Origin of the sequence: Rhizobium mesoamericanum STM3625 (assembly GCF_000312665.1) — a bacterium.
GTDB classification, from domain to species: domain Bacteria; phylum Pseudomonadota; class Alphaproteobacteria; order Rhizobiales; family Rhizobiaceae; genus Rhizobium; species Rhizobium mesoamericanum.
This window is the reverse complement of sequence record NZ_HF536772.1, coordinates 91,965-106,643: the sequence shown is the minus strand read 5'-3', so window position 1 is coordinate 106,643 and position 14,679 is coordinate 91,965. Positions and strand designations below refer to the sequence as shown.

General features: G+C 59.8%; 12 protein-coding genes. 8 read left to right on the top strand and 4 right to left on the bottom strand.

From position 1 onward, the window contains the following. Positions 1 to 48 precede the first annotated feature (48 nt). Both mprF and BN77_RS00585 read left to right on the top strand, forming a co-directional pair. Positions 49 to 2,652: a bifunctional lysylphosphatidylglycerol flippase/synthetase MprF gene (mprF, locus tag BN77_RS00590; protein WP_007527364.1), complete on the top strand. Its 2,604-nt coding sequence runs from the start codon at positions 49 to 51 to the stop codon at positions 2,650 to 2,652. Next, entirely contained in the window at positions 2,649 to 4,031 is a 1,383-nt protein-coding gene (locus tag BN77_RS00585; protein WP_007527363.1) for a virulence factor family protein, read from the top strand. The genes mprF and BN77_RS00585 overlap by 4 nt, the downstream gene beginning before the upstream one ends. A 21-nt stretch (positions 4,032 to 4,052) precedes the next feature. On the opposite strand, the gene BN77_RS00580 is transcribed toward BN77_RS00585, so the two are convergent. The 4 genes from BN77_RS00580 to ruvC form a co-directional block, all read right to left on the bottom strand. Next, entirely contained in the window at positions 4,053 to 4,616 is a 564-nt protein-coding gene (locus tag BN77_RS00580; RefSeq protein WP_007527361.1) for a DinB family protein, read from the bottom strand. A gap of 39 nt (positions 4,617 to 4,655) precedes the next feature. Then, positions 4,656 to 5,696, bottom strand: coding sequence for a Holliday junction branch migration DNA helicase RuvB (ruvB, locus tag BN77_RS00575; RefSeq protein ID WP_007527359.1), 1,041 nt, complete (start codon positions 5,694 to 5,696; stop codon positions 4,656 to 4,658). 78 nt (positions 5,697 to 5,774) lie between these two features. Further along, positions 5,775 to 6,392 carry a Holliday junction branch migration protein RuvA gene (ruvA, locus tag BN77_RS00570; protein ID WP_007527358.1) on the bottom strand — a complete coding sequence of 206 codons (618 nt, stop codon included), beginning with the start codon at positions 6,390 to 6,392 and terminating at the stop codon, positions 5,775 to 5,777. A gap of 34 nt (positions 6,393 to 6,426) precedes the next feature. Further along, a complete protein-coding gene (ruvC, locus tag BN77_RS00565; protein ID WP_007527356.1) occupies positions 6,427 to 6,939 on the bottom strand; it encodes a crossover junction endodeoxyribonuclease RuvC in 513 nt (170 codons plus the stop codon). 241 nt (positions 6,940 to 7,180) lie between these two features. Between ruvC and BN77_RS00560 the strand changes: the two genes are divergently transcribed. The 6 genes from BN77_RS00560 (at position 7,181) to BN77_RS00535 (ending at position 14,679) form a co-directional block, all read left to right on the top strand. Further along, positions 7,181 to 9,490 carry a methyl-accepting chemotaxis protein gene (locus BN77_RS00560; RefSeq protein ID WP_007527354.1) on the top strand — a complete coding sequence of 770 codons (2,310 nt, stop codon included), beginning with the start codon at positions 7,181 to 7,183 and terminating at the stop codon, positions 9,488 to 9,490. A 121-nt stretch (positions 9,491 to 9,611) separates the two neighbouring features. Further along, positions 9,612 to 10,613, top strand: coding sequence for an LLM class flavin-dependent oxidoreductase (locus BN77_RS00555; RefSeq protein ID WP_040677486.1), 1,002 nt, complete (start codon positions 9,612 to 9,614; stop codon positions 10,611 to 10,613). 186 nt (positions 10,614 to 10,799) lie between these two features. After that, positions 10,800 to 11,186: a c-type cytochrome gene (locus BN77_RS00550; RefSeq protein ID WP_007527349.1), complete on the top strand. Its 387-nt coding sequence runs from the start codon at positions 10,800 to 10,802 to the stop codon at positions 11,184 to 11,186. A 145-nt stretch (positions 11,187 to 11,331) separates the two neighbouring features. Next, a complete protein-coding gene (locus BN77_RS00545) occupies positions 11,332 to 12,141 on the top strand; it encodes a cytochrome c oxidase subunit II (protein WP_007527347.1) in 810 nt (269 codons plus the stop codon). Positions 12,142 to 12,196: 55 nt separating this feature from the next. Further along, a complete protein-coding gene (gene ctaD / locus BN77_RS00540; RefSeq protein ID WP_007527345.1) occupies positions 12,197 to 13,972 on the top strand; it encodes a cytochrome c oxidase subunit I in 1,776 nt (591 codons plus the stop codon). Continuing rightward, entirely contained in the window at positions 13,969 to 14,679 is a 711-nt protein-coding gene (locus BN77_RS00535; protein ID WP_007527343.1) for a cytochrome c oxidase subunit 3, read from the top strand. Before ctaD ends, BN77_RS00535 begins: the two co-directional genes overlap by 4 nt.

Sequence of the window (14,679 nt, the reverse complement as noted above, 5' to 3'; positions counted from 1 at the left end):
TGTTTCGGACATGATTCCCACCAAACTGGAATATTGCGACGGTACGAGATGTCGGGACACGCCAAGTTAGAAGAGATAGAAGACGCCGACGAATCCTCGGTGCGTGGATTATTCAGACGCTATCGCGCGCTCCTGACGGCATTGGCGACCCTTGCGCTTTTCTGTCTTGTTGGCTTTGCAATTGTACAGCTCACGAACGAAGTGCGTTACGAGGACGTCGTGCAGGCCCTGGCCGATACGAAGGTCAGCTCAATCCTGCTGGCGCTGGTCTTTACGGGCCTGAGCTTCCTGGCCCTTGTTTTCTATGACGTCAATGCCATCGAGTATGTCGGCCGCAAGCTGCCGTTTCCGCAGGTGGCGCTGACTGCCTTCAGCGCCTATGCCGTTGGCAACACAGCGGGCTTTGGTGCGCTCAGCGGCGGAGCAATTCGTTATCGCGCCTATTCACGCCTTGGCCTGACACCCGAGGAGATTGGGCGGGTCATTGCCTTCGTGACGCTGTCGTTCGGGCTCGGGCTTGCAGGAGTCGCGGCGATCGCGCTCCTGATCATCGCCGATGAGATTGCGCCACTTATTGATGTTGGTAGCGTTACCCTGCGGCTGTTGGCCGGAGCGGTCATCGCCGGCCTGGGCGTCATCATGTTCATTGGGCGTGAAGGGCACGCGATCCATCTTGGTCCGGTCGAAGTCCGCCTGCCGGACTCGCGCACCTGGTCGCGTCAGTTCCTGGTGACCGCCTTCGACATCGCCGCCTCGGCGACTGTCCTTTATGTCTTGCTGCCTCAGGCGGCGATCAGTTGGCCGGTATTCCTAGCGGTCTATGCGATCGCTGTCGGCCTCGGAGTCTTGAGCCATGTGCCAGCGGGTCTCGGCGTGTTCGAGACGGTCATCATCGCTTCGCTTGGCAGTGCCGTGAACATCGATGCGGTGCTTGGCTCGCTCGTGCTCTATCGCCTGATCTATCACGTTCTGCCGCTGCTAATCGCCGTCCTTGCCGTGTCGGCGACCGAGCTTCGCCGGTTCGCTGATCACCCGGTTGCGTCTGGCATCCGGCGGATCGGCATCCGGTTGATGCCGCAATTGCTCTCGACGCTGTCGCTGCTTCTCGGCGTCATGCTGGTCTTTTCGAGCGTGACGCCGACGCCGGACCAGAACCTCCAGTTTCTCGCGAACTACCTGCCGCTGCCGATCGTCGAGGGCGCGCATTTCCTGTCGAGCCTGCTCGGCCTAGCGTTGGTCGTTGCCGCACGCGGTCTAGGCCAAAAGCTCGATGGTGCCTGGTGGGTGTCGATCTTGTCGGCGGCGGCGGCACTGACCTTGTCGTTGCTGAAAGCAATCGCGCTGGTCGAGGCATGTTTCCTCGGCTTCCTGATCTTCGGCCTCTTCGTCAGCCGCCGCTTGTTCCGCAGACATGCGTCTCTTCTCAACCAGACACTGACCGCCTCGTGGCTGACGGCTATAGCCGTCATCTGCGTCGGGGCGATCGTGATCCTGCTCTTCGTCTATCGCGATGTGGAGTACAGCAGAGAGCTTTGGTGGCAGTTCGAATTCGCCGGCGAAGCGCCGCGTGGTCTTCGCGCCGTGCTCGGCCTCTCTATCATTTCCTCGGCGATTGCGATCTTCAGCCTGCTTCGCCCGGTGGCAGTCAAACCGGAGCCTGCGTCGACAGATGCGCTGGAGCGGGCGGTCAAAATCGTTGAGAAGCAGCGCTTTGCCGACGCCAATCTTGTGCGGATGGGCGACAAGAGCATCATGTTCTCCGAGAAGAGTGACGCCTTCATCATGTACGGAAGGCAGGGGCGTTCATGGATCGCTCTCTTCGATCCGATTGGCGAGCGCAGCGCCGTTCCAGAGCTCGTTTGGCGTTTCGTGGAGTCTGCGCGCGCAGCGGGATGCCGCGCGGTCTTTTATCAGATCTCGCCGGCGCTTCTTTCCCACTGTGCCGACGCGGGACTGCGGGCATTCAAACTGGGAGAGCTTGCTGTCGTCGATCTGAAGACTTTCGAGATGAAGGGCGGCAAGTGGGCAAACCTTCGGCAAACCGCGAGCCGTGCGCAGCGTGATGGCCTTGAGTTCGAGGTTATCGCGCCGGAAGACGTTCCCGCCGCGATGGATGAGCTTGCCACAGTTTCAGATGCTTGGCTCGAGGACCACAATGCCAAGGAGAAGGGCTTCTCGCTCGGCGCGTTCGATCCTGACTATATCGTTTCCCAGCCGGTTGGTATCCTGAAGCGTGAAGGTCAGATTGTCGCCTTCGCCAACATCCTGATCACGGCGACGAAGGACGAGGGGACCATCGATCTGATGCGTTTCTCGCCGGATGCACCAAAAGGGTCGATGGACTTCCTTTTCGTCCAGATTATGGAATACCTGCGCGACCAAGGCTTCTCGCATTTCAATCTCGGGATGGCGCCGCTCTCGGGCATGTCGAAGCGCGAGATGGCGCCGGTATGGGATCGCATCGGCAGCACCGTCTTCGAGCACGGCGAGCGATTTTATAACTTCAAGGGCCTTAGGGCCTTCAAATCAAAATTCCATCCGCAATGGCATCCGCGATATCTTGCGGTTTCGGGTGGAGGCAATCCGATGCTCGCTTTGATGGACGCAACATTCCTGATTGGCGGCGGATTGAGAGGCGTAGTGAGGAAATGATGAAAAGACACCTTCTTGCAGCCGTCTGCGCTCTGTCATTGTGCATTCCGGCGGCAATGGCAGCCACCGAGACGACACAGAGCTTCGAGACCGGGCTCATCCCTTCACCGCACATCTTTCTGCCCGATGGTGATGTAAAAGGCGCGGTCGTGCTGATATCAGACGGCTCCGGCTGGGGCGACAACGAGAAGGCAGAGGCAGACCGGCTCGTCGAACAGGGAGCCGTCGTCATCGGTATCGACTTTCGTTCCTACATGGATGTACTCAGGAACTACGACGTCAGCCAGAATGACGGTTGCATCTATATGGTCTCCGATATTGAATCGCTGAGCCAGCAGGTCCAGCGCGCAGCGGGCAACAGCGCATATCATCTGCCGATCGTTGCTGGTATCGGCGAGGGCGGCGCGCTAGCATTGGCTATTGCGGCGCAGACGCCGGATGCCACGATTGGACAGACGCTGGTGGTCGATCCGGTTGCCGGCATCCCGCTAACCAAAGAGCTCTGTACGCCGGCGAAGAAGCAAACAGTTGGCGATCGCATGATCTACGGGCTCAGCGACACATCGCTGCCGGATCCGATCATCGCCTCGTTCACGGCCTCCGCCAACAAGGACGGGCGCGCCCATGTCGAGGAACTTAAGAAACAGCATTCCGCTATCGATGTCCGCGATTCCGGGGACGATGCCCAGACGACGCTCGACGACACGCTCTCCGACCTGATCGTGGCCTCCGGCAGCGCCGACAATCCGCTCGGCTTGCCGCTCACCATTCTGGATGCCAAGCCGGCCTTTGATACGATGGCGATCATTTACTCGGGCGATGGCGGCTGGCGCGACATCGACAAGGAGGTCGGTGCCTCCCTTCAGAAGCAGGGCGTCCCTGTCGTCGGCATCGACTCGCTGCATTATTTCTGGTCGCAACGGGAGCCACAGCAGACCGCGGACGATCTCGGCAAGATTATTGAACTCTATCGCAAGCAGTGGAAGGTGAAGCACGTATTGCTCGTCGGCTATTCCTTCGGTGCCGATGTCGTGCCTGCTGCCTTTTCTCGGTTGAAACCGGCCGCGAAAGGTGCAGTGGCCCAGATGTCGCTCCTGTCCCTCTCGCATGAGGTCGATTACCAGATCTCCGTCATGGGTTGGCTCGGCCAGAAGACGGAAGGTGCCGGTGGTGACCCGGTCGAAGACCTTAAGAAAGTTGATCCGAAGATTGTCCAGTGCATTTATGGGAAGGAGGACGACGACGAGGTGGCTTGTCCCGATCTCAAGGACAGCGGTGTTGATGTAATCGCTCTTGCCGGCGACCACCACTTCGACGAGAACTATGAGCTCCTGAGCAAGACGATCATCGACGGGTTGAAGGCGCGGCTTCAGGACTAGGGAGCATCGTTCCGTCAGAGGTCAGCGCATCAAATAGTCTTCACTCCAGCCGAGAGCCGCGATATCGCTGCTCCGGAAGGGGCCGTCGTCTGCGACGATGAATTCGTCGAGCTGTGGCGGCGGCACGCTCGTTCCGGCCAGCATCGCGTGAACCTGGCCGCGATGATGTGTCTGATGCTGGAAGAGATGGTTCAATACGTCCTCCATCCGCTCGCGCTGGACGCGCTCCCCACGATGGATCTCGGTCGTCGATGCTAATTTTTCCGGAGTGGCTGCTTCGCACAGTACCATCAGCCGGCGATCGACTTTGGCCTGCTCTGCAGCAAGCGCGATGATGTCGTCGAATGGCTCCTCATTATCCCAGGCCGCAGGCCCAAGCGTACCGCCTTCCAGCGCATCGACGTAAAACCAGTCGACCGTCAGAATGTGGTTGAGCGTTGCCTTGATCGACGGAAAGAAGCTTACCCGCGCAGCCTCGAACTCGCCCGGCATCAATCTTGCGCAAGTCTCATGCAACCGGTGGTTCGCAAGCGCATTGTTGTAGGCAAGCTTGCGAGCTGTTCTGCAGGGGTCGAACGTCGGCATCAGAAAACTCCGCTGTTCTTGACGGACCGCCCCCAAGCGTCAGTCGTCTTCCTGGAACAAGCGAAACTGTGCCGCCTCCAGGTCCTTCGGGGGCTGCATGCCGAGGTGCTTCCAGGCCGTTGCAGTCAGGACGCGACCGCGTGGGGTGCGCTGGATGAAGCCCTGCTGGATCATATAGGGCTCGATAATGTCCTCGATCGCATCGCGCGGTTCGGAGAGCCCTGCGGCGATGGTTTCTATACCGACCGGGCCACCGCCGAAATTGACCGCGATCATGTTGAGATATCGCTTGTCGAGCTGATCAAGACCCATGTTGTCGACGAGCAGGCGGGTCAGCGCCTCATCGGCAATTTCGCGGGTAACAGCTTCGGCCTTGGCCACTTCCGCGAAATCACGCACACGGCGCAGCAAGCGGCCGGCGATACGCGGCGTGCCGCGGGCGCGTCGGGCGATTTCCCGCGCACCCTCGTCCGTCATAGGAAGGTTCATCAGGCGCGCGCCGCGACGAACGATCAGTTCCAGTTCCTCGACGGTGTAGAAGCTCAGGCGGACGGGAATGCCGAAACGGTCGCGCAGCGGCGTGGTCAGTAGGCCAAGGCGCGTTGTTGCGGCGACGAGCGTGAACTTAGACAGGTCGATCTTGACCGAGCGCGCGGCAGGGCCCTCGCCGATGATGAGGTCGAGCTGGAAGTCCTCCATTGCAGGGTAGAGGATTTCCTCGACTGCCGGGTTGAGCCGGTGGATTTCGTCGATGAAGAGCACGTCTCGCTCTTCAAGATTGGTCAGTAGGGCCGCGAGATCACCCGCCTTGGCGATGACCGGGCCGGAGGTCGAGCGGAAGTTGACGCCAAGTTCCTTCGCCATAATCTGCGCCAGCGTCGTTTTGCCTAGGCCGGGCGGGCCGACGAAAAGGACGTGGTCGAGTGCCTCGCCACGGTTTTTTGCGGCCTCGATGAAAACCTTCAGGTTTGCGCGCGCTTCCGCCTGGCCGGTGAATTCGTCCAGCGATTGCGGCCGCAGCGTCACATCCAGGTCTTCGCCTCGTTTCTCTGCCGATATCAGGCGCGCGGCTTCACTCATGCTGGCATATCCTAATCTTCAAACGCTCGTGACCAATACACCAAGCCAGAGGCTTTTGGCACCCGCCGGGCGACTGGATCAGCGGGCCAATTCCTTCAACCCAAGGCGGATGAGCTTGGCGCTGTCAGCGCCGTCCCCGGCGATCTTCATCGCGGCTGCAACGGCATTGGCTGCCTGATCGCGGGAATAACCGAGGTTCGTCAGCGCGGAAACCGCATCCGCAACCGGCGCAGCCGCGACGCCTTCGCCCAGTTCCTGCTTGAGGCCGATGGTGCCTGACGCTTCTCCTGCGAAGGCCGGCGCCTTATTCTTCAGTTCGGTGACGATGCGCACGGCAACCTTGGGTCCAACACCCTGGGCGCGGGCGACCGCCGTGCGATCCTGCAGTGCGATGGCGTTCGCCAGTTCGCTCGGAGGCAGGGTCGAAAGCACGGCTAGCGCCACCTTCGCGCCGACCCCTTGAACGCTTTGCAGGAGGATGAACCACTCCCTCTCGAGCGCGGTCATGAAGCCGAAGAGCTTCAACTGATCCTCGCGAACATAGGTTTCGATGAAGAGCACACAGGCTTCACCCACCGAGCCGAGGCGAGACAGGGTGCGCGCCGAGCAGAAGGCGACGTAGCAGACGCCGTGGACATCGACGAGGACGTAATCGTCGCCGATTTCTTCGATGGTGCCTTTAAGCTTGCCAATCATGCAAATGGTCCGTTCGGTGGGTTGTCAGTGAAGATTAGCCGGCAAGCGCTGTCTGCCGCATACGGTTGCTGCCCCGGTTGTGCGCATGGCAGATGGCAATCGCCAGCGCATCGGCTGCGTCGTCGCCCTTGAACTCAACCTTCGGCATCAGGATCTTCAGCATCATGTGGATCTGCCGCTTTTCGCCGTGGCCGACGCCGATGACTGCCTTCTTGACGGCATTCGGCGCATATTCTGCGACCGGCAATCCGGCGCGGGCGGGGACCAGCATGGCAACGCCGCGGGCCTGGCCGAGTTTCAGGGTCGCTACGGCATCCTTGTTCACGAATGTCTGTTCGACCGCAGCCTCATCCGGTTTGTAGCTGTGCACGACATCCGCCAAGCCATCATGCAGTTGGCAAAGGCGCGAGGCCAGGTCCATGTCGCCGTCCGAAGTGACCGTGCCGGAGGCGACGAAGCGCAAGGAATTGCCGAGCGTGTCGATAATTCCCCAGCCTGTGCGGCGCAGGCCCGGGTCGACGCCGATAATGCGAATCGTATTTTGCATGCTTCACTCTATTGCACTCGTCAAATAACTGCCATCGATAAGTGAACAAAACAAAAACACACGTTGTTTTTCAGTGGGGCTGTTTACGCCAATTTAAGCTCCGTAGCCGACTTTTGATCCATAAAATGTCAGAGGAGCTCCCTTCTCAAGGAGGCAAGGCTCCCGTGTTCTGCTTACAGGTCAGCCGGCATGGCGTTCTGCGTCCCACCGGTAGTGCCGTTCCGGAAGGGTTTCGTCGTTCATGGTTCAGAGATTTCAGTCCCTGTCCTTCAAGGTCATTGCCACATTCATCCTGCTCACCGCACTGTCGATCGCGGTCATCAATGTCCTCGCCTACTTCGCCAGCAGTCGCATTTCGGGCGAGCAGGCGTTGAAGGCGAAGGAGAGCGTCCTGATCTTCCGCGGCGACATGCTGCAGGATCAGCTTGAGCAGCTGGAAAACCAGGCGAATTCGATTGCGCGCATTGAAGCGCTGCAGATGTCGATCACGAGCCTGAAAAGTGGCTGGAAGACGATCGAGAAGACGTCAGGCGACGCTCGTGCCGAATTGAAGAAGGCGTTCATCACCAACAATCCCAATCCGGCCGATCAGCGCGAGAAGCTGGTGAAGCCGCAGACGCCAAGCGGCTTCTACTACTCCAACCATGAGACGACGCAGAGCGAGGTCGCCCGTGACCTCGAGAATACGGCCTTCAGTGACCTGCTGATTGCCGATCTCGACGGCAACGTCCTCTACTCCTACAAGAAGAACGACGATTTCGCCGAAAACTTGAAGAGCGATCCATGGAAGTCAACCGGCGCCGGTCTCGCCTTCGCCGCGGCGATCGCAAACACTGCTAAGGCGACGGACGATTCCGCACCGACGGGCTTTTCCGGTCTTCGCGTCGATGCAGCGAGCGGCAGGTCGGCAATCTTCTATGCCGTGCCGATCGTCAAGCTCGGTGCCGCGAAGGGCGTGATGCTCTTCAAGGTGCGTGACAACATGATCGCGAGCATTCTCACGAAGGGCATCGTGGCAGGCAGCACGGCGCAGGCGGCAATCATCTCGGATGACGGCACTGCGATCGGCGTGAACACGCCCGGCCAGCTCGTTCAGCTCAATACCGCACCTTTCACCTTCGCAAAAGACGCGCTGTCGTCAAAGGGCATGACGGTCGACGACTTCGATCGCGCCGATGGCTCGGCGCGAGCCTATGTCCGTGGCGTCGACTACCAGGGCTCCCGCTTCCTCGTCGTAGAAAGCGTACGCCTCAGCGAGCTCAACGCCGGCTCGATCGAAATCGCAACTCTGCTGACGATGATCGCATTTGGTGTTCTGATCGTCATGGCAGCGGCGACCTGGATGATCACCAAGCTGTTGTTCTCGCCACTTGCGCGTCTTGCCGGCGTTACCCGCGATGTTGCCGACGGCAAGCTGGACGTCGAGATCGGCAGCCAGAACCGCGGCGACGAAATCGGCACAATGGCCAAGGCATTGGCACGGTTCAAGCAGTCGCTGGTCGAAAGCCGCGAGCTGGAAGCCGCGAGCAATGAAACGCGGGCGCGCGCGGAACGGGATCGCCAGCAGCATATGGCCGAGCGCGAGGCGGAGGCCCGGACCCTGCAGGAGGTCGTTCAAGCGATCGACAAGGGGCTGCACCATCTGGCCAATGGCGATCTTGCCTATCAGATCACGACCCGCTTCCCGAGCGAACTCGAGGGCCTTCGCATCAACTTCAACGAAGCGCTGGCGGCTCTCAGCGAAACAATGACGGCGATCGGCGGCAATTCCATGGCCGTGCGCGCGGGTTCCGAGGAAATGCGCACCGGTGCCGACGAGCTTGCCGGTCGCACCGAGCGTCAGGCTGCTTCGATTACCGAGACTGCAAATGCAATCGATGCGATCACCCAGTCGATTCGTCTTCAGATCGAGCGCGCAGAACATGCAGAGCGCATCGCCCGCGACGCCAAGCGCGACACGACAGGCTCCAGCCAGATCATGCGCGAGACGATTGCTGCAATGGAAGCGATCCAGGCTTCATCTCGCCAGATCAACTCGATCATCAGCGTCATCGATTCGATTGCCTTCCAGACCAACCTGCTGGCGCTCAATGCCGGCGTGGAGGCAGCGCGCGCAGGCGAATCCGGCAAGGGCTTTGCCGTCGTCGCCATGGAAGTGCGCGAACTGGCGCAGCGTTCATCAAGCGCTGCAAAAGAGATCGCGAGCCTGCTGCAGAAGTCCACGCATGAGGTGGAAATGGGTGTCTCCCTTGTCGAGCGCGCGGGCGACGCGCTGACCGGGATCGGCAGCCATGTCGAGGCGATCAACGGTCAGATCACGGAGATCATGGAAACCACCCGTGAGGAGGCGGACACGCTGCGTCAGATCAACTCAGCCGTTTCCGAACTCGATGCGATGACCCAGCAAAACGCGGCCATGGTCGAGGAAACCACCGCGGCGATCCACCGGCTTGCCGCCGAGGCGGTCGAAATGGACCGACAGCTTGCAAACTTCACGCTGACACCGGAGCATCTGAGTGCTGAAGTGCACGTCCTGCGCCGTCGGGCTTGAACAAACGACCAGAGGATGAACGAAGGGCCGGGAGACCGGCCCTTTCTTTTCCGGCTCGTTTGGAATGCCCGGAGCTCACACCTACATAAACCTGTCCTTCCAACCACTGACAGGCTTCGCCATGGTTCCCTTCTCCATTCTCGATCTTTCTCCTGTTCCAGAAGGCGGCACGATCCGTCAGTCCCTCGAGAGTTCGGCGCGCATGGCGCAGAGGGCCGAAGAATTCGGGTATAACCGCTTCTGGCTGGCGGAACATCATGGCATGCCGGGGATTGCCAGTGCGGCGACGGCGGTGGTGATCGGCCATGTCGGTGCGGCGACCAAGCGTATCCGTATAGGCTCGGGCGGCATCATGCTGCCGAACCACTCGCCGCTGGTCATTGCCGAACAGTTCGGAACACTGGAAGCATTGTTTCCGGGGCGGGTCGATCTCGGTCTTGGCCGGGCGCCAGGCACCGACATGCGGACGGCACAGGCGTTGCGGCGCAATTTGGATGCCGGGGCACAGAGCTTTCCGAACGACGTGGTAGAATTGCGCCAGCTGCTCGGCGCGCCGGTCGAGAGCCAGGCGATCCTTGCGGTCCCGGGCATGAATTCCAACGTGCCGATCTGGCTGCTAGGTTCCAGTCTCTACAGCGCGCAACTCGCTGCGATGCTTGGACTGCCCTATGCCTTCGCCTCGCACTTCGCGCCGGATTCGCTCTTCGATGCAATCGACATCTATCGCAGCCGCTTCGAGCCATCCGGCGTGCTCGACAAGCCGTACGTCATGGTCGGCGTCATGGGATCTGTCGCCGCTACGGACGAAGAGGCGCAGTATCATTTCACCTCCGCACAGCAACAGTTCGTCAATCTACGCCGCAACGTGCGCGGTCAATTTCCCCGCCCGGTCAAGGATATGGAGAGCTTCTGGTCACCGATGGAAAAACTGACGGTGGAACATACCTTGCGCTACGCGGTCGTCGGTTCCCAGAAGACGGCCGAAGCAAAACTTTCGGCGTTCCTGGCGGAGACGGGAGCCGACGAGGTTATCATCTCGATGCCGATACACGACACCGAAGCGAGATTGAAATCGGTCGAGCTTTTTGCAGGGCTCGGGAATTTCCTCCGCGTCGCGGCCTGATACCGTAAACCCACGGGTTCGACACCCCTAGCCATTTGTGCGAATTGACTTAATGCCGCCGAGCCATAGCTTTGCTTGATCACGCATGTCGTTTGTGGGCATCGCGACGAGACAGTGTGGTGGACGGCGCACGCCGCAACCGGCGTACGTCTGGTTTCGAGCAACCGTCGGAGGATGAGGCTTGCTATGCGTTACCCTGCTTTTGCTGGTTTAGTTTCACTGATCTGTCTTCCCGTCCCGGCGGCCATCGCCCAGGAGGGCGATGTGGCCGCCGGCGAAACTGTATTCAAGAAGTGCGCCGTCTGTCACATTGCAGATACCGACAAGAACAAGGTTGGACCGTCACTCAATCACCTATTCGGTCGGACAGCCGGGACACATCCGGATTTTGCGTATTCGCCGGCGATGAAGGCTGCGGGCGCAGCCGGCTTGGTCTGGGATGAGGCGACGCTCCGCGATTATCTTCACGACCCAAAGTTGAAAGTAAAGGGAACGAAGATGGCGTTCGTCGGCCTAAAGGACGATGGTGAGATCACCAATCTGATTGCGTATCTCAAGCAGTTCTCGAAATAAAATCAGCTTATTAACACCTCGTAGGGCGGCAGGTGAGGTTGATCTCGCGCCATTGCCGTGATGTCTTGTTTGTGAGATAGTCCTAACGTAAGTGCCGACGGATTGCGGGTAATTTAGCAGCCGGTGGGGGACTTGGGAGGAACGCATGGCTGTCGTGCTGGTTCTCGTTTTGATCGTTGTCGGCTCGGTGGCCTTCCATCTGCTCAGCCCGTGGTGGTGGACTCCGATTGCCTCCAACTGGACCTACATCGACAACACCATCATCATTACGTTCTGGATCACCGGTATCGTCTTCGTGGCGGTGATCTCCTTCATGGCTTACTGCATTTCTCGTTTCCGCCATCGCCCCGGCAACAAAGCAGCATACGAGCCGGAGAATAAGCGGCTCGAGTGGTGGCTTGCCGGCGGTACGGCGCTCGGCGTGGGGGCAATGCTGGCACCTGGTCTCGTCGTGTGGCACCAGTTCGTGACCGTTCCGGCGGACGCTGCCGAAATCGAAGTCGTCGGTCAGCAGTGGCTGTGGAACTTCCGGCTGCCAGGCGCCGATGGCCGGCTCGGCAGGGCCGATAATCGCGCAGTCTCCGCCGACAATCCGCTCGGCGTGATCAGGAACGATCCGGCAGGGCTCGACGACATCATCATTTCAGGGGCTGAACTCCATTTGCCGGTCGGCAAGCCAGTTCGCGTCCACCTGCGCTCGGTCGATGTGCTGCATGATTTCTATGTTCCCGAGTTCCGGGCGAAGATGGATATGATCCCCGGTTCGGTCACCTATTTTTGGTTCACGCCGACACGCACGGGCACGTTCGAAGTGCTTTGCGCGGAGCTCTGCGGGGTTGGGCATCCACAGATGCGAGGAACAGTCGTGGTCGATGAGGCAGACGCCTATCAGACGTGGCTTTCGCAGCAACAGACGTTCTCGCAGCTGATGGCAGCAGTTGAACCGGCCAGGTAGACCGGCGTTACGGCCGGGGGAGCGGCCGTGATGGGAGGAGGAAGGAAGGCATGCGATGGTTGATATTCCAACCAGTGCGGGCGACGTTATCCCGCCTGCCGAAGTGGCGGATGTCGAACTCTATCATCCCAAGAGCTGGTGGACGAAATATGTCTTCAGTCAGGATGCGAAGGTCATTGCTATCCAATATTCAATGACGGCGTTCGCGATCGGCTTCGTGGCGCTGGTCTTGTCGTGGCTGATACGGCTTCAGCTTGGCTTCCCCGGCTATTTTTCCTTCATCGACGCCGATCACTACTATCAGTTCATCACCATGCACGGGATGATCATGGTAATCTATCTGCTGACCGCGCTCTTCCTCGGCGGCTTCGGCAACTACCTCATCCCGCTGATGGTCGGCGCGCGCGACATGGTGTTCCCCTATGCGAACATGCTGAGCTACTGGCTCTATTTGCTGGCCGTCATCGTGCTTGTCTCGGGCTTTTTCGCGCCTGGCGGGCCGACGGGTGCCGGCTGGACGCTTTACCCGCCGCAGGCATTGACATCAGGCACACCGGGCGGGCGCGACTGGGGCATCATCCTGATGCTGTCTTCGCTGATCATCTTCATCATCGGCTTCACGATGGGTGGATTGAACTATGTCGTCACCGTCTTGCAGGGACGGGCACGGGGCATGACGCTGATGCGGATGCCGCTGACTGTCTGGGGTATTTTCACCGCGACCGTGATGGCATTGCTTGCTTTCCCTGCACTTTTCGTCGCAGCCGTCATGCTGTTGTTCGACAGGCTGCTCGGCACCAGCTTCTTCATGCCTGCGATTGTCGAAATGGGGGAACAGCTGAAATCCGATGGCGGTAGCCCGATCTTGTTTCAGCATCTCTTCTGGTTTTTCGGCCATCCGGAAGTTTATATCGTCGCGCTTCCGGCATTCGGCATTGTCTCCGATCTCATCAGCACCCATGCGCGCAAGAATATCTTCGGCTACCGCATGATGGTGTGGGCAATCGTGATCATCGGGGCGCTGAGCTTCGTCGTTTGGGCACACCACATGTATGTCAGCGGCATGAACCCGAACTTCGGGTTCTTCTTCGCCACCACAACACTGATCATCGCCGTGCCGACGGCGATCAAAGTCTATAATTGGGTATTGACGCTGTGGCGGGGTGATATCCACCTGACCCTGCCGATGCTGTTTGCCATCGGTTTCATCGTGACCTTCGTCAATGGCGGACTGACCGGGCTCTTCCTTGGCAATGTCGTGGTGGATGTGCCGCTCTCCGATACGATGTTCGTGGTTGCGCACTTCCACATGGTCATGGGAGTGGCACCCATTATGGTGGTCTTCGGCGCGATCTATCACTGGTATCCGAAGGTTACCGGTCGAATGCTGGACGAGGTTCTCGGACGGATCCATTTCTGGATTACGTTTGTTGGGGCCTATGCAATCTTCTTCCCCATGCACTACGTTGGGCTGGTCGGCGTGCCGCGCCGTTACTTCGAGCTTGGCGACACGGTTTTCATTCCGCCGTCGGTGCACACTCTGAACATGTTCATTTCGGTCGCAGCGCTTGTCGTCGGCGCAGCGCAACTGGTGTTCCTGTTCAATGTCGTCTGGAGCCTGTTCCATGGTCGCGAGGCCGGCGGCAATCCGTGGCGGGCAACGACCCTCGAATGGCAGACGCCTCAGACACCCCCTTCCCATGGTAACTGGGGCAAGGACCTCCCCGTCGTCTATCGCTGGGCCTATGACTACAGCGTGCCTGGCGCTCCCGAAGACTACATACCCCAGAACCAACCGCCAATGGCCGGAGCCTCGAGGGCGCCGGCATGAGCGTGGTTCTCATCTTCCTCGCAGGAATAGCCTCGATCGTCATCTGGTGGCTGTCCAGGCAGAGGCTGATGTCGAAGCCATGGCTGGAGGTCGGCACCCTTGAGGACATTGGAGGGCCGGCGAAACCGCCGATCCCCACTGCCAAGATCGGCCTCGCCATTTTTCTCGCCGTGGTCGGCGCGCTCTTTTCGCTGTTGGCGAGCGCGTATCTGTCGCGGATGGGAGGCGCCGATTGGTGGGCGATTCCCATTCCCCGGCTTCTTTGGGCGAACACGGCTGTCCTGATTGCCAGCTGTGCGGCGCTTCAATGGACTGTTGTTCAAGCGCGGCGCGGGGCCAGTGAAAATGTGCCACTGGGGCTCGACTCGGCCCTAGCGACCGCGGTGCTGTTTCTCTCGGGGCAGCTCGTCGCCTGGCTGCAACTCGTTGCAGCCGGTTATGTGCTCGCCGATAACCCGGCAAACAGCTTTTTTTACATGCTGACTGGGCTGCATGGCCTCCACATTCTGGGCGGGCTTGCGGTGCTGGCGCGAACACGGGCGAGATTGCTCGCGGGCGGCGCTGTTCCGTCCGCCAGGCTACGCCTCGGCATCGAACTCTGCGCGACCTACTGGCACTTCATGCTCGTCGTCTGGCTACTTCTCTTCGCGCTTTTTACCGGCTGGGCAAACGACTTCGTCGACCTCTGCCGTCAACTCGTTTCTTAA